The 24211-nt window shown below is 75.6% G+C and carries 14 protein-coding genes and 1 pseudogene; 7 read left to right on the forward strand and 8 right to left on the reverse strand.

Translation table 11 applies throughout. From position 1 onward, the window contains the following. Positions 1 to 49: 49 nt before the first annotated feature. The 5 genes from nudC to HCN52_RS09095 all read right to left on the reverse strand — a co-directional run bounded on the left by nudC (position 50) and on the right by HCN52_RS09095 (position 9700). Positions 50 to 994, reverse strand: a complete 945-nt coding sequence (nudC, locus tag HCN52_RS09075; RefSeq protein ID WP_168087874.1) for an NAD(+) diphosphatase — start codon at positions 992 to 994, stop codon at positions 50 to 52. A 9-nt stretch (positions 995 to 1003) separates the two neighbouring features. Next, on the reverse strand, positions 1004 to 4606 hold the full coding sequence (locus HCN52_RS09080) for an ATP-dependent DNA helicase (protein ID WP_168087875.1): 3603 nt from the start codon (positions 4604 to 4606) through the stop codon (positions 1004 to 1006). A gap of 206 nt (positions 4607 to 4812) precedes the next feature. Further along, on the reverse strand, positions 4813 to 5505 hold the full coding sequence (locus tag HCN52_RS09085) for a LolA-like protein (RefSeq protein WP_168087876.1): 693 nt from the start codon (positions 5503 to 5505) through the stop codon (positions 4813 to 4815). 257 nt (positions 5506 to 5762) lie between these two features. Continuing rightward, entirely contained in the window at positions 5763 to 9110 is a 3348-nt protein-coding gene (locus HCN52_RS09090) for an ATP-dependent helicase (RefSeq protein ID WP_168087877.1), read from the reverse strand. A gap of 224 nt (positions 9111 to 9334) precedes the next feature. Next, a complete protein-coding gene (locus tag HCN52_RS09095; protein ID WP_376767106.1) occupies positions 9335 to 9700 on the reverse strand; it encodes an MGMT family protein in 366 nt (121 codons plus the stop codon). 92 nt (positions 9701 to 9792) lie between these two features. Here HCN52_RS09095 and HCN52_RS09100 point away from each other — a divergent pair, with 92 nt between their 5' ends. The 7 genes and pseudogenes from HCN52_RS09100 (at position 9793) to HCN52_RS09135 (ending at position 20925) form a co-directional block, all read left to right on the forward strand. Then, a complete protein-coding gene (locus HCN52_RS09100) occupies positions 9793 to 12438 on the forward strand; it encodes a lysylphosphatidylglycerol synthase transmembrane domain-containing protein (RefSeq protein WP_168087878.1) in 2646 nt (881 codons plus the stop codon). 187 nt (positions 12439 to 12625) lie between these two features. Then, entirely contained in the window at positions 12626 to 13033 is a 408-nt protein-coding gene (locus tag HCN52_RS09105) for a TOBE domain-containing protein (RefSeq protein WP_168087879.1), read from the forward strand. Next, positions 13030 to 13836 (forward strand): molybdate ABC transporter substrate-binding protein, encoded by an 807-nt coding sequence (modA, locus tag HCN52_RS09110; RefSeq protein ID WP_168087880.1) that lies wholly within the window; start codon positions 13030 to 13032, stop codon positions 13834 to 13836. The genes HCN52_RS09105 and modA overlap by 4 nt, the downstream gene beginning before the upstream one ends. 74 nt (positions 13837 to 13910) lie before the next feature. Next, positions 13911 to 16462: pseudogene (locus HCN52_RS26380) on the forward strand (alpha/beta hydrolase); the annotation flags it as partial. 132 nt (positions 16463 to 16594) lie between these two features. Beyond that, positions 16595 to 18262, forward strand: a complete 1668-nt coding sequence (locus tag HCN52_RS09125) for an alpha/beta hydrolase (protein ID WP_168087883.1) — start codon at positions 16595 to 16597, stop codon at positions 18260 to 18262. A gap of 98 nt (positions 18263 to 18360) precedes the next feature. Beyond that, positions 18361 to 20001, forward strand: coding sequence for an alpha/beta hydrolase (locus HCN52_RS09130; RefSeq protein WP_168087884.1), 1641 nt, complete (start codon positions 18361 to 18363; stop codon positions 19999 to 20001). Positions 20002 to 20448: 447 nt separating this feature from the next. Beyond that, positions 20449 to 20925, forward strand: coding sequence for a hypothetical protein (locus tag HCN52_RS09135; RefSeq protein WP_245174994.1), 477 nt, complete (start codon positions 20449 to 20451; stop codon positions 20923 to 20925). Positions 20926 to 21079: 154 nt separating this feature from the next. On the opposite strand, the gene moeZ is transcribed toward HCN52_RS09135, so the two are convergent. The 3 genes from moeZ to HCN52_RS09150 form a co-directional block, all read right to left on the reverse strand. After that, entirely contained in the window at positions 21080 to 22258 is a 1179-nt protein-coding gene (moeZ, locus tag HCN52_RS09140) for an adenylyltransferase/sulfurtransferase MoeZ (RefSeq protein WP_168087885.1), read from the reverse strand. A 146-nt stretch (positions 22259 to 22404) separates the two neighbouring features. After that, positions 22405 to 23175, reverse strand: a complete 771-nt coding sequence (locus tag HCN52_RS09145) for a spherulation-specific family 4 protein (RefSeq protein ID WP_245174995.1) — start codon at positions 23173 to 23175, stop codon at positions 22405 to 22407. Beyond that, a complete protein-coding gene (locus HCN52_RS09150; RefSeq protein ID WP_167934806.1) occupies positions 23163 to 24113 on the reverse strand; it encodes an NAD-dependent epimerase/dehydratase family protein in 951 nt (316 codons plus the stop codon). The genes HCN52_RS09145 and HCN52_RS09150 overlap by 13 nt, the downstream gene beginning before the upstream one ends. Positions 24114 to 24211 lie beyond the last annotated feature (98 nt).

The following is a 24211-nucleotide window of genomic DNA, read 5'->3' on the forward strand; positions in this document are numbered from 1 at the left end:
GCGGGCGGACGCGCCGGGACGGCGGGCGGCGACCGGCGGGGCGCCGGCGTCAGCCGCGGGGCAGCGGCAGCGGCTTGCCGTACCACTGCTCGACCAGGCGCGCCGCGATGGAGACGCTCGTCGGCGGCGAGACCTCCCCGGCCTCGACCGCCGCCCGCAGGTCGTCACGGGAGAACCAGCGGGCCTCGGAGATCTCCTCGCCGTCCACACGGATCACGGCGCCGTCGGCCTCGGCGTGGGCCTGGAACCCCAGCATCAACGAGGACGGGAAGGGCCACGGCTGGCTGGCGACGTACTCGACCCGGCCCACCCGGACGCCGACCTCCTCGGCGACCTCCCGCACCACGGCCTCCTCGATGGACTCCCCCGGCTCCACGAAACCGGCCAGGGTGGAGAACCGGCCCGCCGGCCAGTGCACCTGCCGCCCGAGCAGCGCCCGGTCCTCCTCGTCGGTGACCAGCATGATGACGGCCGGGTCGGTGCGCGGGTAGTGCTCGGCGCCGCAGGCCGGGCAGCGCCGGATGTGGCCGGCAGCGGCGATCACCGTGCGCTCGCCGCAGCGGGAGCAGAAGCGGTGCATCCGCTGCCAGTTCTCCAGCGCCACCGCGTGGACCAGCAGCGCCGAGTCGCGCTCGCCGAGCAGTACCGCGGCCTCGCGCAGCCCGGCCGGGCGGGCGGCCGCGTCGAGCCGCCCGGGGAGCGAGTCCTTCTGGACGGCGAAGTAGCGCACGCCGGCCGCGTCGGTGCCCAGGAAGTAGCGGTGGGCCTCGGTCACGGGCGCGTCGAAGGACGGGGTCATCACCAGCTCGGCGCCGCCGTCCTCGGTGTCCTCGATCAGCGCCTGCCCCTCGCACACCACGAAGACCCTGGTGGTGGGGTGGCTCCACGCCGCACCGAGCCATGCCTCGTCCTGCCGGCGCCCCGATCCGCGGTCGATGCCGGCTGCTGAGGTGAGGGAGATCGGGGGGACGGCGCTGTCCTGGTTGCGGGGCATGCGTCGAGACTAACCGGGGACGTTGGACGCCCAGGTCACCTCCCCTGCCAGTATCGTCTCCAGCCCCGCGCGGTCGGGCAGGACCGCCGGGCGGACCAGTTCCCCGCCGCGCACGTAGTAGAAGGCGGCCGTGACCCGGGAGAGCGGCAGCCCCCGCAGCTCCGCCCAGGCGACGCGGTAGACCGCGAGCTGCAGCGGGTCGGCGTCGCGTTCGCGGCCGGTCTTCCAGTCGATGATCTCGAAGCGGTCGCCCTCGCGGTAGACGGCGTCGATGCGGCCGCGGACGGTCCGACCTGCCAGTCGGAGCTGGAACGGCGCCTCGACCTGGAAGGGGGCGCGGTCCGCGAAGGGGCTGCGTTCGAAGGCGGCCTTCAGCTCCGCGAGGTCCTGCTCGTCGCGGATCTCCGGGTCGTCCTCCGCGCCGCCGGGCAGTTCGTCGGGGCCGAGCATCGGCAGGGCGAGCGTCTCGAACCGGGACTCCACCCAGGCGTGGAACCGCGTGCCGCGGCGGGCGGCGGGGCGGGGGCGGCGCGGCATCGGGCGGGCGAGGTCGCGGGCGAACCCCTCCGGGTCGGCGGCGAGCCGCTGCAACTGGGAGGCGGAGAGCGAGGCCGGGAGCGCCACCTCCCGCACCCGCTCGCGGGAGCGGCGCAGCTCTCCGGTGAGGGCGTCGAGATCGCGGTCCCACGACTCGGCGGTCCGGCGGTCCTCGGGGGTCAGCTCGCTCTCCGGCACGGCGGGAGGGGTCTCCGGCTCGCGGTGGTCCCGGGCGGCGGACGGGCCGGGCGAACCGGGCGGGGAGACGGAGGGGTCGGTGCGCGGCACGGGCAGCGGGGGCGGGGTCTCGCCGAGCCCCCGGAGCCCGGCGTGGACCAGCGCGGCGGCCTCGCGGCGCCGCCGGGTGGCGGCGGGGTCCAGCGGGAGCGGCCAGGGGGTGTCGGCGGCCTGTGCCTCCAGCAGCGGGTTGACGTCGTCCTCGCCGGGCTCGGGCGCCCATTCCTCCACCTCGCCGTGGCCGGGCGAGCGCTCGCAGTGGGCGCGGACGGCGGTGAGGTAGGGCGAGACCGTGCGCGGTCGCTTCTGGGTCGGTCCCCAGCGGTGGCCGGAGGCCAGCAGCAGCGAGCGGGGCCGGGTGAGGGCGACGTACCCCAGGCGGAGTTCCTCCAGCGCGCGGTGGGTGCCGGCCTGGGCGTCGTGGTCGGCGAGGCCCGCGGTGCTCCACTCCGCGACCGTCGGCAGCACCGGGGCGTCGCCGCGCAGCGGCGACGGCAGGGTGTGGGAGTGCTTGAGCCAGGAGTCCTGGGCGCGGGTCTGCGGGAAGCCGGACTCGTACAGGCCGGGGACGGCGACGACGTCCCACTCCAGCCCCTTCGCCTTGTGGGCGGTGAGCACCTTGACGGTGTCCTCGGCCCCCGGCAGCGAGCCGTCGAGGCCCTTGTCGTGCTGGGCGGCGGCCCGCAGGTAGGCGAGGAAGCCCAGCAGCCCGGCGTCGCGGTCGACGGCGGTGGAGTGGCCGCCGGCGGCGTAGTCGGCCGCGATGTCAAGGAAGGCCCGGAGTGTCTCGCGGCGGCGGGCGGCCAGCGCGTGCGGCGAGGCGGAGAGCTCGACCTCCAGTCCGGTGACGGCCAGCACGCGGTGCAGCACGTCCATGAGCGGGTCGCTGACGGAGCGCCGCAGCTCCCGCAGTTCGGCGGCGAGATGGGCGAAGCGGACGCGCGCCTCGGCGGAGAACGCGAGGTCGTCCTCGGGGCCGTCGTCGCGCCCACCGTCGCGGGCCGGATGCGGTTCGGCGTCGCGCCCGCGGCGGTCCGCGCCGGTGAACGTGTCGAGGGCGTCGGCGAGCGAGACGAGTTCGGCGGGGTCGGTGCCCTGCACCGCGCCGGTCAGCCGGTCGGTGCCGCCCGTGTTCTCGCGCCGGACCAGCATCCGCGCCCGGCGGCCGAGGAGCGCGAGGTCGCGGGGGCCGATCCGCCAGCGCGGGCCGGCGAGCAGCCGCACCAGCGAGGCGTTGGCGGTGGGGTCGGCCAGCACCTCGCAGACCGCCACCAGGTCGGCGACCTCGGGGAGATGGAGCAGACCGGAGAGGCCGACGACCTCGACCGGGACACCGCGCCCGACCAGCACCCGCTGGATCTCCGCGAAGTCCCCGGCGGTGCGGCAGAGTACGGCGATCTCCCCGGGGGGCGTCCCGGTGCGGATGAGATGCGCGAGGTGGTCGCCGAGCCAGGCGAACTCCTCGGCCTGCGTGGCGAACAGGGCGCACCGCACGCGGCCCTCGCCGTCGGCGCCGGGGGCCGGGCGCAGCGGCTCGACGCCGGGGTGGCGGGCGCGCAGCGGTTCCGCGAGGCGGTTGGCGAGGTCCAGGAGCCGGCCGCCGCTGCGGCGGTTCTCGGTGAGGGTGTGGAGGTCGGCGGGGGTGCCGTCGGCGCGGGGGAAGTGGTGGGGGAACTCGTCGAGGTTGGCGACGGAGGCGCCGCGCCAGCCGTAGATGGCCTGGCAGGGGTCGCCGACCGCGGTCACCGCGTGCCCGGCGCCGGAGGCCGCCCGGGGCGGCGGCTCTGCGTCCGACGCATCGGGGCCGCCGGAGGCATCGGTGCTGCCGGGGGCGCCGGTGCCCGCGGGGCCGCCGGCCGGCAGCCGCAGCTCCGCCGCGTCGTGGCCGCCGGCGCCGAACAGACCGGCGAGCATGATGCGTTGGGCCACCGAGGTGTCCTGGTACTCGTCGAGCAGCACCACCTCGTACCGTTCACGCAGCGCCCTGCCGACCTCGGGGACGTCGCGGGCGAGCCGCGCGGAGTGGGCGATCTGGTCGCCGAAGTCGATGAGGTCGCGGGCCCGCTTGCGGGCGCGGTACTCCTCGACCAGCGCGAGGAGTTCGCGGCGGCCGCGCGCCGTCTCGGCGACGCGGCGCAGCGCCGCCGTGGGCCGGGTGAGGCGGTCCAGCGTGGCGACGAGCGCCTCGTCGTGACCGCGCAACCGCGCCGGGTCGACGAGGTGTTCGGAGAGTTCGCCGTCGAGGGCGATGAGGTCCTCGACGAGCGCGGTGAAGCGGCGGGGCCGACCGCTGGAGGCGCCGGTGGGGGCGGCGAACTCGGCGGGCGCGGCGCGGAGCACCTCGGCGGCGAGCTGGAAGCGGGAGGCGTCGGCGAGCAGCCGGGAGCCGGGCTCGACACCGATGCGCAGGCCGTGTTCCGCGATGAGGCGGCCGGCGAACGCGTGGTAGGTGGAGATCTCCGGCTCGCCCGGGGTGCCGTCCTCGTCGGGTGGAGCCGGGGTGCCGTCGGTCGAGCCCCCGGCGGGCCGGGGCGGGGGCACGGGGGCGCCGTCGGGGTCGGTCACACCCGCCTGTCGCAGCGCCCGGCGCACCCGCTCGGAGAGTTCGGCGGCGGCCTTGTTGGTGAAGGTCAGGCCGAGGACGCGGTCGGGCGCCGTCCGGCCGGTGCCGACCAGCCAGACGACGCGGGCGGCCATCACCGTGGTCTTGCCGGAGCCGGCGCCGGCGACGATGACCTGCGGCGCGGCCGGGGCGGTGATCGCGTGGATCTGCTCGTCGGTGAAGGGGATGCCGAGCAGGGACTTCAGCTCGTCGGGGTGGCGGAGGCGGTCGGGCACGGTCCCCGAGGCTAGTACGGCGCTCGGACACCGCGGCACCCGCCGCACCCGTGGCGGGTGCCGCCGGGCCCCCGCGGCGTCCGCGAAGGCCGCGGCGTCCGGAAGGGGCCGGGGGCACGCGTGGGGAACGGGCCGAACGCCGACGCGCCCGGCACCGCGGCAGGCCGGAGCCTGCGCGGTGCCGGGCGCGTGCGCGCGGCGGCGGGTCAGCCGAGCTCGGTCAGGTCGACCGCGTCGGCCGGGGCGGAGATGTCGAAGTCGGCGTTGAAGTCGGAGAACTCCACGGTGCCTTCGATGTCGCCGGTGCGGACGGAGCGCAGCACGTAGGCGTCCTCGGAGTCGGCGACGAAGAGGTCGGTGGTGCCGGCATCCTGGTTCTGGGTGTTGCGGATGCCGACGGTCTCGGTGCCGTCGATGGTCTCGCCGTCGACGGACTCCCAGTCGTCGGGCTCGATCTCGCTCTCCGACATCTCGCCGAGGATCTGCTCCAGGTCGCAGAACTGCCCGGTGAGGCTCATCTCACCCTCGGGGACCTGGACCCACTTGCCGCCGACGTCGGAGGCCTCCAGGCCCTCGCCCTGCCAGAACTCCTCGTCGGCCTTGAGGTACTCGGTGCCGTCGATGCTGACGAACTCCGCCTCCATCGCCTCGGCGGTGACGCTGCCCTCGCAGGAGCCGTCGGCCGCGATGCTGGCCTGCATGGCGATCTCCTGGCCCTGGCTCTCCAGGTCGCTGGAGATGGTGACCGACTCCAGGGTCGCCATCGCGTCGCGCGCCTCCTCGGCGATCTCCTCCGGCGCCTTGCCGTCGAAGTGCCCGGAACCGCTGCCACAGGCCGTGGCGCCGAGGACGAAAGCGCCCACCATTGCTGCCGTCAGGACGCTCTTCTTCGGTGTCACGTCGGGTGCTCCTCGCATGTGGTCTCGCTGGGGACGGTACGGATCTCCGTCCTCCTGCCCGATCCGCCGCGCGCGACGCCTCGGATCGCGTCGCGCGTGGGGCCGGCCCCCGTGCCGGGCGCGGCGCGCCCGGCGGGCAGGGGCGGTGCGGGAGCCGGTTCGACCGGCTCCCGCGTGCTCCGCCCCTGCTCAGGGACGCCGGTGACCGCCGGTCGGTTCCCGCAGCCGGGCCGCGGACCCGCACGGCCGGGCGCCGGTCACTCCAGTACGCCGCGCCCCTCCGGGCGGCCCGAGCAGGAGGACCGGAAGCCGCAGGTGCCGCAGTGCTGGCCCGGCGAGGGGGTGAACCGCTCGTCCAGCACGCGGCCGGCCGCCTCGGCCAGCAGTCCGCCGATCCAGTCCCCCACCAGTGGTGCGCCGCCGTCGGGCCCGCTCCCCGCCGGCCGCTCCTCGACGGCGCCGTCCAGCGAGGTCTGCGGCCGGAGCAGCGGCATGGCGTCACCGCCCTCCTTCTTCGGCGCGCCCTTGCGGAGGTAGACGAGTTCGCCGCCGCCGAGCCGGTCGGCGCTGTCGTCGGGCGAACCGGTGCGGCGGAGCGCCAGCTGGTAGACGGCCAGTTGCGGGTTCAGCTCCGCGTCGCCCTTGCTGAGCGGCGTGGTGCCGGTCTTGAAGTCCACGACGTAGGCGCGCCCCTCGGCGTCGCGCTCCACCCGGTCGACGACCCCCCTGATCCGGACGCTGCTCCCACCGGCGCGCAGGGTGACGTCGAACTCGCGCTCGCTGCCCTCGGTGCGGCGGCCCTGCGCGTCCTGCGCCGCGTGCCAGGCGAGGAACCGCTCCAGGGCGGTGCGGGCCTCCTCGCGTTCCTGCCGGGAGTGCCACGGTGCCTCGAAGGCGAGCGCGTCCCAGACGCCGTCCAGGCGCTCCAGCAGCACGGAGAGGTCTGCGGGGGTCGAACCGGACGCGACCTCGTCGGCGAGGACGTGCACCACGTTGCCGAACCCCTGGGCGGCGGTGGCCGGGGCGTCGGCGGAGACCTCGCGCCCCAGGAACCACTGGAGGGAGCAGGTGTTGACCAGTTGGTCGAGCGCGCTGCCGGACAGCGCGACGGGCCGCTCGGGGTTGCGCACCGGAGTGGGGGCGACGGTCTCCTCCCGCAGCCCCCACCACCGCTGCGGGTGGGCGGCCGGCACCAGCGCCACCCCGTCGCCGTCGCGGAGCGCGGCGAGCCGGGCGAGCCGGCGGGCGGCGGCGTGCCGCAGCGCGTCGGGGGCGTCCGGGTCGACGGTGGTGGCCCGCAGCTCGGCGACGAGGGCGGCGACGGAGAGCGGACGGCGCGGCCGGCTGCTGACGTCCTCGGGTTCCACGCCGAGTTCCCGCAGGAACCGCGAGGGCTGGTCACCGTCGTCCCCGGCCCGGACCGCGGTGACCACGAGGCGTTCGCGCGCCCGGGTCGCCGCCACGTAGAACAACCGGCGCTCCTCCGCCAGCAGCGCGCCGGGGCTGAGGGGTTCGGCGATGCCGTCGGAGCCGATGCGGTCGGCCTCCAGCAGCGAGCCGCGCCGCCGGAGGTCGGGCCACAGGCCCTCCTGCACCCCGGCGACGACGACCAGCGGCCACTCCATGCCCTTGGCGCGGTGGGCGGTCATCAGCCGCACCGCGTCGGGCCGGGTCGCCCCGGCGGCCAGGGTGTCCCCCGCGATGTCGTACGCCTCCAGCTCGGCCAGCAGGTTGAGGGCGCCGCGGCCCCCGGTGCGCTCCTCGGCCCTGGCCGCCGCGTCGAACAGGGCGCAGACCGCGTCGAGATCCCGGTCGGCGTTGCGGCCGGCCGCGCCGCCGCGGCGCGCGGCGCGCTCCAGGCGCTGCGGCCAGCTGGTGCCCTCCCACAGCTCCCACAGGGCCTCCTCCGGGGTCGAGCCGGCGGCCAGCACCTCCCCGGTGCGTGCCAGCAGCCGGCCCAGCCGCAGGGCGCCGCCCGCGTGGGCCGGGTCGTGGGCGACCAGGCGGGCCGGCTCCGCGAGGGCACGGGCGATGAGGGTGTCGGAGGGGGGCGGCGGGTCGACGCCGGCGGCGCGCTCCTCGGCGCGCAGCGCCCGGCCGAGCCGGCGGAGGTCCGCGGCGTCCAGGCCGCCCAGCGGCGAGGTCAGCAGCGACAGCGCGGTCTCGGTGGTGAGGGTGCGCGGGTCGGCCACGGCACGGAGCGCGGCCAGCAGCGGTGCCACGGCCGGCTCGTGGCGCAGCGGCAGGTCGTCGCCGTCGACGTCGAGCGGGACGCCGGCCGCCGTCAGGGCGCGGCGCATGCCGGGCAGCGAGCGGCCGCCGGCCCGGACCAGCACGGCCATGTCCCGCCAGGCGAGGCCGTCCTCCAGATGGGCGCGGCGCAGCAGATCGGCGATGTTATCGAGCTCGGCGCCTGGGGTGGGGAAGGTCAGCACGCGAACGGTGCCGCCGGGCCGCTCGGCGGCGAGCTCCCGGTGGGCGCGGACCTTCTCGGCCGGCAGCCGGTTGAGCGTCATCCGGCGGGTGATCTCCCGCGTGGCGGCGAGCAGCCCTGCGCCGCTGCGCCGCCCGGTGCGGAGCACCGCGACCGGGGCGGGCGCGCCCGTCGCGGTGGGGAAGGTCTCGGGGAACTCCAGGATGCCGCCGACGTCCGCGCCGCGGAAGGCGTAGATCGACTGGTCGGGGTCGCCGAAGACGGTGAGGTCCCGGCCGCCGGAGGCGAGGGCGGCGAGCAGCCGCAGCTGTGCGGGATCGGTGTCCTGGTACTCGTCGACGAAGACGGCGTCGAAGGCGGTGTGGGGCGGTTCGGGGTGGGCGCCGGGGCGGGGGCGGCCCGCGCGGGCCCGTTCGACGACCCGGGCGGCGCGGTGGACGAGTTCGGCGTAGTCCAGCACGCCCTGGGCCTCGGTGACGTCGAGGTACTCGGCGAGGAAGTGGGCGGCGGCCCGCCAGTCGGGGCGACCGTCGCGTTCGGCGAAGTCCGCGAGCCGGTGCGGGGGGAGGCCGAGTTCGCGGCTGCGGGCGAGGACGGCGCGCAGTTCGTCGGCGAAGCCGCGGGTGGTGAGGCAGGCGCGGAGGTCGCCGGGCCAGCGCACCGCGCGGCCGGCCGGTTCCAGGGCGAGCTGTCCCTGGAGCAGCTCCCGCAGGTAGAGGTCCTGTTCAGGGCCGGAGAGCAGCCGCAGCGGTTCGGCGAAGAGCTCCCGGTCCTGGTGGGCGCGGACCAGGCCGTAGGCGTAGGAGTGGAACGTCGCCGCGAGCGGGGCGCTGCCGTGGAGCCGGGCGGACATCCGGTCGCGGAGTTCGGTCGCGGCGCGGCGGCTGAAGGTGAGGACCAGGATGCGTTCGGGGGGCGTGCCCCGGGCGACGCGGGCCGCGACCGCCTCGACGAGGGTGGTGGTCTTGCCCGTGCCGGGGCCGGCGAGCACCAGCAGCGGTCCGCCCGGGTGCTCAACCACCGCGCGCTGCGCTGCGTCCATGGCGGGGAGGCCCGTGGTCTCGGGCGGGGTGCGCACGAGACGGTAGGCGCCGGGGTCGACGGGCACGGGGTGCCCGTCGGTCCGGGCTGCGGGCGGTTCGGGTGCTGGAACGGAGAGGCTCACGTGCATCGCAGGTTCTCGGGGCGTCCCCTGGACGCGGGGGTGGACGACAGGGCTGTGCTGGAGACGGTACGCGAGCCGTACCGCCGCGCGTGCGGTGCGGCGGCCGGGGCCGCCGGTGTCCGGGTGGTGGCCCCCGGGGTGGATGACGGAAGCTGGTCGATGTGAGGCGTGGTGCACGGGTTCCCGGGGGCGGCGGTCGGCGCGGGCCGTCGCTGTGCGCGCGGGCGCGGTCAGTCGGGTGCGTCGGCGGGCCCGGCGAGGTGGTCCGGGTCGGGCTGCCAGCGGGCGCGCCGCATGTCGACGCGGGTGGGGCTGCCGGGGACGAGGTCGCGCAGCGGTGTGGACTCGGCCCGGTAGTGCTCCAGGGCGCGGCGTTCCTGGCCGGGCAGCGGCAGGCCGTCGGCGCGCACCACGCGCCACCAGGGCACGGCGCCGCCGTAGGTCGCCATGACGCGGCCCACCTGGCGGGGGCCGCCCTGCCCGATGAGTCCGGCGATGTCGCCGTAGGTGAGGACACGCCCGGGCGGCACGGCCTCGGCCCAGGTGAGCACCCGGTCGGCGTAGTCGGTCAGTGCGTGGTCAGCGGGGCGCTCCATGCGGTCCATGGTGCCGTAGGCGAGACTGACCGTTGCGGGGGTTCGGCCCCGGGATACGGGCACTCATGCCAGTATCGTCGCGGCGGTGACAGGTGATACGGGGCGAAGAGTCGGCACGACCACACGAACAGCGGGCTGAGCGGGGCGCTCACTCCGCCTCCGGCGCTGCCCGGGAGCCGACGGGCAGCGAGCAGTTGGAGGTGGACGAGCCGATTCTCGCGGCGCGGGTCCACCGCCCCTCGGATCTGGTGCGGGTCCTGCTCGGCTTGCTGGGCATCGCCGTGGTGCTGGCGATCGCGACGTTCGCGATCGGCACCACCAAGGGCCTGGAGACGGACATCGGGGACGCCGCGGGTTCGGCGCCGCCGCTGCTGATCGAGTTCGCCGGCATGATCTCGGCGATCGCCGTGCTGATCGTGCCGGTGGCGTTCGCCGTCGAGCGGCTGATCCGCCGGGACGGGCTGCGGATCGCGGACGGCGTCCTGGCGGCGGTGCTGGCGCACGGCGTGTCGCTGTCGTTCAGCCTGTGGGTGGCGCGGTTCGCGCCGCTGGAGCTGCAGGACGCGCTGACGACCCGTTCGCCGGCCGGGATGGGCACCACCGACGCGGTCCACGCCTACCTGGCGCCGGTGATCGCGTACATGACGGCCGTCGGCATGGCGCACCGCCCGCGGTGGCGGGTGCTGATGTGGGCGGTGCTGATCCTGGACGCGGTGTCGGTGCTGGTCGCCGGGTACACCACCCCGTTCTCGATCCTGGTGACGGTGCTGATCGGCTGGACGGTGGCCTACGGGACGCTCTACGCGGTGGGGCAGCCCAACGTGCGGCCCACCGGGCAGCAGCTGCTGGCCGGACTGCGCCACGTGGGGTTCCTGCCGGTGACGGCGCTGCGGGCGGAGGACCGCCGCAGCGAGCGCGGCGAGGTCAGCCGCCGCTACCTGGTGACGCTGGAGTCCGGCCCGCCGCTGGACGTGACGGTGGTGGACCGCGAGCAGCAGGCCCGGGGGTTCTTCTACCGGGTCTGGCGGCGGCTGACGCTGCGCGGCATCCACCAGCAGCGCTCACTGCCCTCGTTGCGGCAGGCGCTGGAGCAGGAGGCGCTGCTGGCCTACGCGGCCATAGCGGCGGGTGCCAACGCGCCGCGGCTGATCGCCACGGCGGAGCTGGGCCCGGACGCGGTGATGCTCATCTACGAGCACACCCCCGGCCGGGACCTGGACGCGGTCCCCGACGACGAGATCACCGACGAGCTGATGGAGTCGGCGTGGCGGCAGCTGCGTGCGCTCCAGTCGCGACGGATCGCGCACCGGCGGCTGGTGGGCCGGTCGCTGCTGGTGGACCAGGCGGGCGCCGTCTACCTGACGGACCTGCGGGGCGGTGAGATCGCCGCGGGTGAGCTGTTGCTGCGCATGGACGTGGCGCAGCTGCTGACGACGTTCGGGCTGCGGGTGGGCGCGCGTCGAGCGGTGAGCGCGGCCTCCGCGGTGCTGGGACCGGACTCGGTCGCCGACTCGCTGCCGCTGCTCCAGCCGATCGCGCTGAGCCGCGGGACCCGCCAGGTGCTCCGGCAGCTGGGTCGGGAGCGGGCGCAGCGCGAGCGGCAGGTGGTGCTGGAGGCGTCCCGGAACTACCGGGAGGCGGGCGGGTCGTTGCCCGAGGGCGCGGACCGCAAGCAGGTGCGGGCGGCGAAGCAGGCCGAGAAGCAGGTGATGGAGGAGGCCCTCGCCAACGCGAAGGAGCCGGACCTGCTGTCGGAGATCCGCAGCCAGGTGCTGCAGAGCCGGCCGCAGGCCCCGGTGGAGCCGGCGCGGCTGGAACGGGTGCGGCCGCGGACGCTGGTGATGGTGATCGCGGCGGTGTTCGCCGCCTACTTCCTGGTCACGCAGTTGGTGCACATCGACTTCGCGCAGATCCTGGACCAGGCGAGCTGGGGCTGGGCGCTGGTGGCGCTGGTGTTCGCCTCGCTGACGTACTTCGCGGCGGCGATGAGCCTGCTCGGGTTCGTGCCGGAGCGGGTGCCGTACCTGCGGACGGTGCTGGTGCAGTTGGCCGGGTCGTTCGTGAAGCTGGTGGCCCCCGCGGCGATCGGCGGTGTGGCGCTCAACACCCGGTACCTGCAGCGCGCCGGGATCAGACCGGGCCACGCGGTGGCCAGCGTCGGCGCCAACCAGTTGTTCTCGCTGGGGTCGGCCGTGGCGATGCTGCTCGTCTTCGGCTACATCACGGGCAGCCAGCACACCCCGTCGGTGCCGACCTCGCCGACGATGATCGCCGTGGTGCTCACCCTGGCGGTGCTGGCGCTGATCGTGACGGCGGTCCCGGCGCTGCGGAAGGCGATCCACGAGCGGGTGTCCGTGCTGTTCGCCGGGGTGGTGCCGCGGATGCTGGACGTGGTGCAGCAGCCCCGGAAGCTGCTCAACGGTATCGGCGGCATGGTGCTGATGACGCTGTCGTTCGTGCTGTGCCTGAGCGCGTCGGTGCAGGCGTTCGGCGGCGATCTGAGCTTCGCAACGGTGGCGGTGGTCTTCCTCGCGGGCAACGCGCTGGGCTCGGCGGCGCCGACCCCGGGCGGTATCGGCGCGGTGGAGTTCACGCTGATCGCGGGGTTGACGGCGTTCGGGCTCAGCCCGGCGACGGCGGGTGCCGCGGTGCTGCTGTTCCGGTTGGTGACCTTCTGGTTGCCGGTGCTGCCGGGGTGGCTGGCGTTCACGGCGCTGACCCGCGAGGAGGCGCTGTGAGCCGCCGCGGGCCATGAGCTCCCGCGTTCCGGTCCGACGGCCCCGGCGGCACCTGCCGCCGGGGCCGTCGTCGGCTGCGCCGCGGCGCCCCCGGACACCCCGCGGCACGACAAGCAGACCGCAGTTGCCAGCCGATGACCGGGCTGTGCCTTGCACGCGCTAGGCTGCGCGGCCTACGATCCCGCACATGCGCTCCTACACGATCGGCCGGGCGGCACGGCTGCTCGGCGTCAGCCCGGACACGGTCCGGCGCTGGGCGGACGCCGGGCGGCTGCCGACCACGCGGGACCCGGCCGGCAAGCGGTTGATCGACGGCGTGGACCTGGCGGCGTTCGCGGTCCTCCTCGCCTCCGACCCGGGCGAGGAGGACGGTGCCGAGCCGTACACCAGCGCACGCAACGCCTTCCCCGGCATCGTCACCGCGGTGACGCTCGGGGACGTTGCCGCGCAGGTGGAGGTGCAGGCGGGCCCGCACCGGCTGGTATCGCTGCTGACCCGCGAGGCCGTCGAGGAGCTCGGGCTGGCCGTCGGCGTCGAGGCCGTCGCCCGCGTCAAGGCGACCAGCGTCCACATCGACCGGCGGGACCTCCCGTGACCGCCCGCGCGCCGCGCTCCCGCCGCCGGCTCCCGACCGCGCTCTGCGCCGCCCTCCTGGCCGTGCCGCTGGCCGCCTGCGGCGGCGGGGGCGACGCCGGTGCCGACGCCGGTGCCGACGCGGCCGGGGGCGGCGCACCCGTCGAGGTGACCGTGCTGGCCGCCGCGTCCCTGACCGACGTGCTGGAGGAGGCGGCGCCCCGGTACGCGTCCGAGCACGACGGCGTCGAGCTGCGGCTCTCCTTCGCCGGTTCGCAGGAGCTGGCCGCACAGGTGCGGGAGGGGCTGCCCGCGGACGTGCTGGTCACCGCGGACACCGCCACGATGGCGGGCGTCGCCGACCGGACCGGCGACCCGGTGGTGGTCGCCACCAACGAACTGACCCTGGTCACCGCCCCGGGGAACCCCGAGGGGGTGACCGGCCTGGCCGACCTGGCCCGTGACGACCTGACGGTGGTCCTCGCCGCGCCCGAGGTCCCGGTGGGCCGGTACGGCGAGCAGGTCCTCGCGGACGCGGGGGTCGATGTCGCGCCGGCCTCCCTGGAGACCACCGTGCGCTCCGTCCTCTCCAAGGTCGCGCTGGGCGAGGCCGACGCGGGCATCGTCTACGCCACCGACGCCGCGTCGGTCGGCGACCGGGTGACGGCCGTGCCGCTCCCCGCCGAGCGGAACGTCGTGGTCGAGTACCCCGCGGCGCCGCTCACCGAGGCGCCGCACCCGGAGGCGGCAGCCGACCTCGTCGCCTGGCTGCGCTCCCCCGCGGCGGCGGAGCTGTTCACCGCGGCCGGGTTCCGCGTCCCGTGACCGACCGTCCGCCGACGGAGGGGACCCCCGGCCCGCTCCGCAGCCGCCGCCCGCGGGGGCGGCGGTCCGCGACCGTGCCCCGGGCCGTCCGGGGCACGCCGCCCATCCTGCTGGTACCCGCCGCCGCGGCCGTGCTGCTGCTGGCGGTCCCGCTCGCCGCGATCGTGACGCGGGCACCGTGGGGAGAGCTCGGCGAGCGGCTGGCGAGCCCCCGGATCTCGCAGGCGCTGGGACTGTCGCTGCTGGTGTCGGGGTGGGCGCTGGTGCTGTCGCTGCTGCTCGGCGTCCCGCTGGCCTGGGTCCTGGCCCGGGGCGCGCTCCGCGGCAAGGCGCTGCTGCGGTCGCTGGTGCTGCTGCCGATGGTGCTGCCGCCGACCGTGGCGGGGGTGGCGCTCCTCCAGGGGTTCGGCCGGGCGGGGCTGGTCGGGGAGGAGCTGCGGATGCTGGGGGTGACCCTGCCCTTCACCACCGCCGGGGCGGTGGTCGCCGCGACCTTCATCTCCATGCCGTTCCTGGTGGTCACCCTGGAGGGCGCGCTGACCGGCCTCGACGTCCGGTACGAGGAGGCGGCGGCCACCATGGGGGCCGGGACGCTCCAGACGCTGTGGTACGTCACCCTGCCGATGGTGCTGCCCTCCCTCCTCGCGGGCGCCGCGCTGACCTGGGCACGTGCGCTGGGCGAGTTCGGCGCGACCCTGACCTTCGCCGGCAACCTCCCGGGCGTCACCCAGACCCTGCCGCTCCAGGTGTACCTGTTGATGCAGGAGGACCCGGAGGGAGCGACCGCCGTCTCGCTGCTGCTGCTCGCCGTCGCCGGCGCGGTCCTCGTCGGGCTGCGGGGCCGCTGGCTCGGCGCCTTCGCGCGACGCGGCTGAGCCGCGCGACGCGGTCACCCGTACGGTGGGGCGGCCCCTCACCCGGACGGCGAGCAGCGGTCGCGGTCGACGGCGCGCGGTGCTGGGGTGGTCCCGTCCCAGTCGTCGCGAAGGGGAGTGACCGGATGTCGCCCGTGGAACCTGGTGCACCGCCCGTCCGCCGTCGCGGGGCGGTGGCGCTGACGGCCGCCGTGGTCCTGCTCGCCGGATGCTCCGGCGGCACCGCGCCCGACGGGGCGGTCACGGGCGCCGGCCCGGCACGGGGTCCGGTGGACACCGCGGAGCTGCCCTCGAAGTTCACCGACCAGGAACCGGACTGGTCCGGCTGCCCCCAGCCCGACGCGCGGCAGGGCGACGACCAGCCCGCCCCCGAGAAGCTGCGGGACGGCACCGAGTGGGAGTGCGCCGCGCTGACCGTGCCCCGTGACTACGACGACCCCGACGGCGACACCCTGGCGGTGGCGATGATCCGCGCCCGGGCCGGCGGGGACGAGGGCGACCGCATCGGGTCGCTGCTGTTCAACTTCGGCGGCCCCGGGGGCTCCGGCGTCGTGACGCTGCCCGCCTTCTCCGACGACTACGCCTCGCTCCACAAGCGGTACGACCTGGTCAGCTTCGACCCCCGCGGCGTGGGTGACAGCGAGGGCGTGGTGTGCCTCGACGACACTGAGCTCGATGCCTACTTCGCCGCCGACACCGCGCCGGACACCGCCGCCGGGGTGGAGGAACTCCTGGCCCGGCAGGCCGACTTCGCCGGGGCCTGCGAGGACGGCGCGGGCGATCTGCTGCCGCACCTGACCACCGCCGACACCGCCCGGGACATGGACCTGATGCGGCACGTCCTCGGCGACAGCCGGCTCCACTACGTCGGCGTCTCCTACGGCACGCAGCTCGGCGGCGTCTACGCCCACCTCTTCCCCGAGCGGGTCGGCCGCGCCGTCTTCGACGCGGTGGTCGACCCGACGCAGGACGACGAGCAGAGCGCCCTCGGCCAGGCGCGGGGCTTCCAACTGGCGCTGCGTGCCTACCTGGAGGACTGCCTCTCCGAGGACGACTGCCCGCTCACCGGCTCACCCGAGGAGGCCGAGCAGCAGCTGGCGGAGCTGCTCGACGGCCTCGCGGAGGAGCCGATGCCGACGCGCGACCCCGAGCGGCCGCTGACCCGGTCGCTGGCCTGGTCCGGCATGGCCCAGGCGCTGTACTCGCAGGACTTCTGGCCCTACCTCTCGCAGGGCATCTCGGACGCGACCGACGAGACCGACCCCGACGGCTCGGTGCTGCTCTTCCTCGGCGACGCCATGAACGGCCGCTCCAGCGACGGCACCTACTCGACGCTGCAGTCCTCGCTCACCGCGATCCGGTGCGCCGACTCCAGTTCCCGGTACACCGCCGACGACGTCCGCGCCCGGCTCGACGCCTTCGAGGAGGCGTCGCCGGTCTTCGGCAGCGGCATGGCGTGGGCGCTGCTCGGCTGCACCGACTGGCCCGTGACGGGCGCCGATCCCCACCCCGACGTGTCGGCCGAGGGCTCGGCCGAGATCCTGCTGGTCGGCACCACCGGCGACCCCGCCACCCCCTACGAGGGCACGGCGCGGATGCGGGAGGCGCTGGGCGAGGGGGTCGCGGTGGAGGTGACCTACGAGGGCGAGGGCCACGGCGCCTACACCTCCGGCGACCGCTGCGTGAAGCGCGCCGTCGACGAGTACCTGCTCGACGGCATGGTGCCGGAGTCCGGGCTCACCTGCGGCTGACCGGCCCCGCGCGCCGCCCGGGGCGTCGGATAGCCTGACGGTGGTGTCGCCCGGGGTGGAGCGCGGCCGGCGCCGGAGACGACGGCACCGGGCGGCGGAGACGACCGCCCGGCGGGGCGACCTTGGGGGGCCATGAGCGCGCGGAGCACCGTCGGGCGGGGGGCCGCGCTGCGCGCGGCAGCCGCCGTGACCGCCGTGGTGTGCGTCCTGACCGCCTGCTCGTCCCCGGGAGACGACAGCGGTGACGACGACCCCGAGATAGCGGGATTGCCCTCCCCCAGTGTCGCCGGCGAGGCCGCCCCCCTCCCGGGCGAGGACGAGAGCGCCGCGCCGCTGCCCCCGCTCCCCGCCGACCTGCTCGACCAGCGCCCGCAGTGGCGCGCCTGCCCGGCCCCCACCGAGGCCCAGGGCGGCGGCGCCGCCCCCGGCGACCGCTGGCAGTGCGCCGACCTGACCGTCCCGGTCGACTACGCCGACCCCGGCGGCCGCACCCTGGACCTCGCCCTGGTCCGTGCCCGGGCGCGGGGCGAGAACCGCGTCGGTTCGCTGGTGCTGAACTTCGGCGGCCCCGGCGGCTCCGGGGTGGCGACGCTCCCCCGCATGGAGCAGCGGTTCACCTCGCTCGCGGGCGCGTTCGACCTGGTGAGCATGGACCCGCGGGGCGTCGGTGACAGCGAGGGCGTGGTCTGCTTCGCCGGGGAGGAGCGCGACGCCCTGCTGGCGGGGATCTCCCGCCCCGACGCCGCGGCCGGGCCGGGCGACGGGACAGCCGGCGGGACGGCGTACCTCGACGGGCGGCTCGCCTTCGCCGAGCGCTGCGCGGAGCGGGCCGGCGACCTGCTGCCGCACCTCACCACCGCCAACACGGCCCGGGACCTCGACGTACTCCGAGAGGTGCTGGGCGAGCCCCGACTGCACTACTACGGGGCCTCCTACGGCACCAAGCTCGGCGCGGTGCACGCGGCGCTCTTCCCCGACCGGGTGGGGCGGGTGGTCCTGGACTCCGTGGTGGACCCGAGCGTCGACGTGGTCGGGCGGGCGCTGGGGCAGACCGCCGGGTTCCAGCAGGCGCTGGACGCCTACCTCACCGACTGCCTCGCCGCGGGCGACTGCCCGGCCGGCGAGGACCTGGACCAGGCGCACCGTTTCCTCGACACGCTGTTCGACTCGCTCGCGCACCGGCCGCTGCCCGCGGCGGACGGGCGGCTCCTCACGCAGAACCTCGCCGTCACCGGCGTCATGGGGTCCCTCTACTCCGAGGGCGCCTGGCCGCGGCTGACCCGTGCGCTGCGCGAGGTGGCCACCGAGGACCGCGGCGAGCTGCTGCTGGCTGCCGCGGACCGGTACAACGGCCGCGGGCCGCAGGGGGGTTACCGCAACCTGCACGACGCGAACGTGGCGGTGAACTGCGCCGACTTCGCCTCCCGCCCCGGCCTCGACACGGTGCGGGAGCAGCGGGCGGCGTTCGAGGAGGCGTCACCGGTCCTCGGCAGGTTCCTGGTGTGGGACCTGCTCGGCTGCGCGGGCTGGCCCGTCGTCTCGGAGCGGGACCAGCCGGCGGTCGCCGTCGACGGGGCCGCGCGCACCATCCTGCTGGTGGCCGTCACCGGGGACCCGGCGACGCCGTACCACGGCGCGGAGCGGATGCGGGAGGCGCTCGGCGCGGGCACCGCCGCGCTGCTGACGCTCGACGGCGAGGGCCACGGCGCCTACACCTCCGGCAACCCGTGCGTCACGGCCGCGGTCGACGCCCACCTGCTGACCGGCACCACCCCGGCGGACGGCACGGTGTGCAGCTGACACCCGCCCTCCGCAGACGTTCCCGCGCGCGAGCCCGCGCGCCCATCCACCGACGCACACGACACGAGCGCACGGCCCGCGGGCCGGGGGAGAGCACGATGGGTCATCCCACTTCACACGGCGGGCGCCACCGCGCCCTCACGGTCGGCGCCGCGCTGCTCAGCGGCGTCATGCTGCTCTCGGCCTGCTCCGGCGGCAGCGGCGGTTCGGAGCAGCGCGGGGAGGACGAGGAGAGCCGGCCCAGTGAGGAGTCGACGCCGGCGGCCCGCGCCTACCCGGGTGTCCCGGACGCCATCTCGCAGCAGCGGCTCAGCTGGGACCCCTGCGAGGCCCCGACCGCCGCTCAGGGCGGGGGCGAGGCGCCGGGCGAGCTCGACGACGGCACCCCCTGGCAGTGCGCGACGCTGACCGTGCCGCTGGACTACCAGGAGCCGGACGGCGAGACGATCGGCATCGCGCTGATCCGCGCCACCAGCACCGCCGAGGGCGACGCCCGCCAGGGCTCCCTCATCTACAACTTCGGCGGCCCGGGTGGCTCCGGGGTGTTCACCCTCCCGCTGCTGGGCGAGCAGTACGAGACGCTGCGCGAGGGGTACGACCTGGTCAGCTTCGACCCGCGCGGCGTGGGCGAGAGTGCCGGGGTGCAGTGCCTGGACAGCGAGGAGATCGACCGGCAGGAGCAGGAGAACGGCGCGCTCCCCCGCACCGAGGCGGAGGCGGAGCGCTACGCCGACCTCGCCGCGGAGTACGTCGCCGCCTGCGAGGCTGCCGCCGGCGACGTGCTGCCGCACCTCACCACCGCCAACACCGCCCGCGACATGGACCTGATGCGCCACGTCCTCGGCGACAGCCGCCTCCACTACTTCGGTATCTCCTACGGCACCGAACTCGGCGGCGTCTACGCCAACCTCTTCCCCGAGCAGGTGGGGCGCGCCGTCCTGGACGCGGTGGTCGACCCCTCCGCCGACTTCGTGGAGAGCAGCCTCGGCCAGGTCCGCGGCTTCCAGCTGGCGCTGGAGAACTTCATGGCCGACTGCGTCGACACCTACGGCGAGGACTGCCCCACCGGTCGCGGCGGCGCGGAGGGAAGCGCCCTGCTGGCGGACCTCCTGGCGGAGCTGGCCGAGGAGCCGCTGGAGACCGGCGGCGACCGGTTGCTGACCGAGCAGCTGGCGCTGCTCGGCATCGTCGCCACCCTCTACGACCAGGAGTACTGGGAGTATCTGACCGTCGGACTGATGCAGGCGTTCGAGGGCGACGGTCAGGTACTCCTGCTGCTCGCCGACAGCTACCTGGGCAGGGACGAGGACGGCCGCTACAGCAACCAGCGCGACGCGCAGGCCGCCATCACCTGCGCGGACAGCACCGGGCAGCGCGACCCGGAGGCCATCGAGGAGAACCGCGCCGCGTTCGAGGAGGCCTCACCGGTGTTCGGGCCCTACCTGCTGTGGTCGCTGGCCGGGTGCGCGGGCTGGCCGGTCGACGGGGAGGCGCAGACGCCGGAGGTCGCGGCGGAGGGCGCCCCCGAGATCCTGCTCATCGGCACCACGGGCGACCCGGCCACGCCGTACGAGGGCGCCGAGCGGATGCAGCGCGAGCTGGGTGAGGGCGTCGGCGTCCTCCTCACCTTCGACGGCGAGGGGCACGGCGCGTACGGCCAGGACGCGTGCATCGACGACGCCGTCGAGGAGTACCTGCTCTCGGGGATGGTCCCGCAGAACGGCCTCGTCTGCGGCTGACCGCCGCAGCGGCGCGGTCGGCTCGGCGCCCGGCCGCAGAGCCGCGATCCCGAGGGGCGGACGGGTCGTCCGTCCCTCGGAACGACCCCGGCTCCCGGGACCGCGCCATCGGCCGGCCCCGTCCCCACCCGCCCCCGAGGAGCACTGGGCAGCAGGTCGGGGCGCTCATCCGCGAGACGGTCGCCGGCCGTGATCAGCCGTGGCGGCGGCGCAGACCGGACACCCTGGCCGAATCGCCACCTTGTCTCCCCTCCTGCGTGCATGGCACACAGGAGGGGACGGGTGGTCGCACGGGGGGGGGTGTCCATGTCGGGTGGCGAGGCGGCGGGTCCTTCGGCCTGGGCGGTCGCGCGGTTCGGGCGGCGTGCCGGCAGGGTCGTGGAAGCTGTTCCGGAACGGGTTGCCGAGGCGCATGCCAAGGCTCGCGCGGCCCACCGTGCGGCCGGGTTGAAGAAGCGGAGCCCCTACGGCGTCACCCTCGTCGGAGCGGTCCGCGAGAACCTCGCGGAGCTGGCCCGGGAGCTGGATCAGCCCGTGCGGGACGTGCGCGGCTACGAGTACGCGGTGATCAACGATCACGCGCTCTTCCCGCTCCGGTACGCCGCCGGCCCGAAGCCCCTGGACCGGGCCCGGCTGCCGGCCAACGCCTCCCCCACGCGCCGCCGCCTCTTCCGGGCCCACGGGCCGCAGCCGCCGGCCGGCCTCTTCGAGATCGACGACGTGGCGACCGAGCAGTACCTGGGGGACCGGGAGGCGTTCGAGGAACTGGGGGCGGCGACGAAGCTCGTCTGCGTGTTCTTCACGGCCGACGTCAACGGCGGCGTCCACGCGATCCACTGGGGAGAGGCGCACCTCGAACCGGACCGCACGTTCACCTGGCTCCACCGGGAGGAGCTGCCCCTCGCGCCCGTCCCCCCGGCGTGACGCGGCGACGAGGTGGCGGGGCGACAGGGGCGACAGGGGCGACGCGCCGACCGGGACAGCCGACGCCGGCCCGTGACGGCAGAAGCCCACGCCGTCCGCACCTGCTCGAAACGCCGTGGGCCCTGTCGGACTCCGCCGGGCGGCGGACCGGCCGTCAGTAGACCGGCTTCCCCGGTTCGATCTGGTTGACCCAGCCGATGACGCCGCCGCCGACGTGGACGGCGTCGCCGAAGCCCGCGTTCTTCAGCACCGCGAGGACCTCGGCCGACCGCACACCCGTCTTGCAGTGCAGCACGATCCGGCGGTCCTGCGGCAGGTCCTGCAGGGCGGTGCCCATCAGGAACTCGTTCTTGGGGACGAGCCGGGCGCCCGGGATGGAGACGATCTCGTACTCGTTCGGCTCCCGGACGTCGATGACGTCGATCTTCTCGCCGTCGTCCATCCACTCCTTGAGCTGACGGGGCGTGATCGTGGAGTCGGCCGCCGCGGCCTGCGCCTCGTCGGAGACGACACCGCAGAACGCCTCGTAGTCGATCAGCTCGGTGACGGTGGGGTTCTCGCCGCAGACCGCGCAGTCGGGGTCCTTGCGGACCTTCACCTGCCGGTAGGTCATCTCCAGGGCGTCGTAGATCATCAGGCGCCCGAGCAGCGGCTCGCCGATGCCGGCGAGCAGCTTGATCGCCTCGTTGACCTGGATCGAGCCGATGGAGGCGCAGAGCACACCCAGCACGCCGCCCTCGGCGCAGGAGGGCACCATGCCCGGCGGCGGGGGCTCGGGGTACAGGCAGCGGTAGCAGGGGCCGTGCTCGGCCCAGAAGACCGACGCCTGGCCGTCGAACCGGTAGATGGAGCCCCAGACGTACGGCTTCCCCAGCAGCACACAGGCGTCGTTCACCAGGTAGCGGGTGGCGAAGTTGTCGGTCCCGTCGACGATGAGGTCGTACTCGGCGAACAGCTCCATCACGTTCGAGGAGTCCAGCCGCTCCTCGTGGATGTTCACCCGCGTCAGCGGGTTGATGCCCTGCACCGTCTCCTTGGCGGAGACCGCCTTGGGCCGCCCGATGTCGGACTGGCTGTGAATGATCTGGCGCTGGAGGTTGGACTCGTCCACCTCGTCGAACTCGACGATGCCGAGCGTGCCGACACCGGCGGCGGCCAGGTACATCAGGGCGGGCGAGCCGAGGCCGCCGGCGCCCACACAGAGCACACGCGCGTTCTTCAGCCGCTTCTGACCCTCCATCCCCACGTCCGGGATGATCAGGTGGCGGGAGTACCTGCGGACCTCGTCGACGGTGAGCTCGGCGGCCGGCTCGACCAGGGGGGGCAGCGACACGGGATCTCCGTTGGTCGGGGTGGACGGCGGTCGGGACGCGGACGGCCCGTGCCGCCCGGGATCTCCCCCGCGCGGCACGGCCCGCCCGCCACGTCACGGACGTCGACGCGCCATGAACACTGTCCCCAACACTGCCACGGCCGATCTCATTCCGAGACCGTCGTCCCGACGCATGAGACAAGTTCGTCCCAGAAGCCGGGCAGCGACGCCCACGGATCGCCGCCGTGCCGCGCGCTGCGGTCCGTGAGGTAGCAGGTCGCCGCGCCCTGCCACCGGGCGATGCGCAGCGCCTCGCCCAGCCGGGTCGCCGGCACCTCGCAGACCAGGTGGCAGAACCGCTCCGCCGGATACCGGGCCGTCCACTCCGGCACCTGGGACCAGCGGTACTCCCGCCACCGGCCGCGGAACGCCACCAGCTGGTCCGCCGGCTCCGCGTACCCCTCGTAGGGGTACCGGCCGTGGTCCAGCACGATCCGCGCCCCGGGACACAGGCCGCGCAGCGCCCGCGTGATCCGCCGGACGCCGTCGAGCCCCTCCGGCGTGGACGGGACGTCCACGAGGTGGAACCCCTCGACCCGGTACCAGGCGAGGTGCCGCTCGGCGTCGGTCAGTACCTCGGCAGGCCGGCGGGTGCCCCCGCGCAGCGCCAGCCTGCCGAGAACCGTCCGGCCCCTGACCCGCAGCGCGGCGCACGCCGACGCGGCGAACCGGTCGGGGCGCAGCCCCGGCCCGGCCGCCACGTCCAGCACCGCCCACCGGACCGGGACGTCGGAGCGGGCGAGCTCCGCCCACTCCAGCGGCGCCACCATGGGGTGCGCGAAGCCGGGAGCCACCAGGCCGGCACCGGTCGGCGGCCGGGCCGCCACCGGTGGCGTGACGACCGTCCCGGTGACGCGGGGCAGCGTCACATCCGGCATGCGGCCTCCATCCAGATGTCCGCCAGCGACTCCTCCAGCGCGATGCGGGACCGCCAGCCGAGCCGGTCGCGGGCGGTGCGGACGTCGGCCTGCTGCCAGATGCCGCAGCCGTCGGGGTACGGCACGTGCTGCGGCTGCTGCGGGTGGTCCCCCGCGCGGGGGGAGGGGACGTGGCCGGGCGGCGGACCGTCCAGCTCGTGGAGCGCGCCGGTGTAGCCGGAGATCCGCGCCAACGCCACGGCGGCGTCCCGCAGCCGCACCGCCTGGCCGGAGCCGATGTTGACCACGCCCTGCGCGGCGGAGAGCGTCGCGGCGTGCACCGCCCGGGAGACGTCGCGGACGTCCACGAAGTCCCGCTGCACCGCCAGCCCGCTCAGCTTCAGCTCGTTGTCGCCGTGCTGGAGCGCCCGCCGCAGCGAGTCCGCCAGCCGTCCCAGGGGCGAGCCGGCCGGTGTGCCCGGGCCGGTGGGCGAGAACACCCGCAGCACGATGGCGTCCAGCCCCGAGCCCAGGACCAGCTCGCTCGCCGCCAGCTTGCTGACGCCGTACGGGCCGCCGGGCCTGGGCTGCGCGTCCTCGGCCGTGGTCGAGCCGGGCTGCGAGGGACCGTACTCGGCGGCGCAGCCGACGTGCACCAGTCGCGCGCCGCAGCGGCTGCGGCGCATCGCCTCGCAGACAGTGGCGGCGGCGACGGTGTTGTGGCGGGTCAGCTCGCGCGCCGTGCCGCGGATCGCGCCGGCGCAGTTGACGACGACAGACGGGTGGACGGCATCCAGGAAACGGGTCAGCGCGCCGGGGCTGCCGGTGGCCAGGTCGAACCGGACGTCGGCGTCGTCGCCCCGCCCGAGGGCGGTCAGGTGGACCGCCGGGTCGGCCAGCAGCCGGTCGGCGATGAACCGCCCCAGGTACCCGCTGGCACCCAGTAGCAGCACTCTCATCGGTCTCTCCTTGTCAGGTGGTACGGGGTCGGATCGGCCGCGGGCCGAGTGGCCGCGGCACGGTGGGGCGCCGGGCGGGCCGCCGGTGCGGGCAGCCC

The organism is Streptomyces bohaiensis, from assembly GCF_012033785.1.
Classification (GTDB): domain Bacteria; phylum Actinomycetota; class Actinomycetes; order Streptomycetales; family Streptomycetaceae; genus Streptomyces; species Streptomyces bohaiensis.

What these genes read in the sequence shown, in the direction of transcription:
- HCN52_RS09090 (WP_168087877.1), bottom strand. Translation starts at nt 9,110, where the DNA reads ATGCACGTGAGCCTCTCCGTTCCAGCACCCGAACCGCCCGCAGCCCGG.
- HCN52_RS09150 (WP_167934806.1), bottom strand. Translation starts at nt 24,113, where the DNA reads ATGAGAGTGCTGCTACTGGGTGCCAGCGGGTACCTGGGGCGGTTCATC.
- HCN52_RS09145 (WP_245174995.1), bottom strand. Translation starts at nt 23,175, where the DNA reads ATGCCGGATGTGACGCTGCCCCGCGTCACCGGGACGGTCGTCACGCCA.
- HCN52_RS09125 (WP_168087883.1), top strand. Translation starts at nt 16,595, where the DNA reads ATGAGCGCGCGGAGCACCGTCGGGCGGGGGGCCGCGCTGCGCGCGGCA.
- nudC (WP_168087874.1), bottom strand. Translation starts at nt 994, where the DNA reads ATGCCCCGCAACCAGGACAGCGCCGTCCCCCCGATCTCCCTCACCTCA.
- HCN52_RS09105 (WP_168087879.1), top strand. Translation starts at nt 12,626, where the DNA reads ATGCGCTCCTACACGATCGGCCGGGCGGCACGGCTGCTCGGCGTCAGC.
- HCN52_RS09095 (WP_376767106.1), bottom strand. Translation starts at nt 9,700, where the DNA reads ATGGAGCGCCCCGCTGACCACGCACTGACCGACTACGCCGACCGGGTG.
- HCN52_RS09130 (WP_168087884.1), top strand. Translation starts at nt 18,361, where the DNA reads ATGGGTCATCCCACTTCACACGGCGGGCGCCACCGCGCCCTCACGGTC.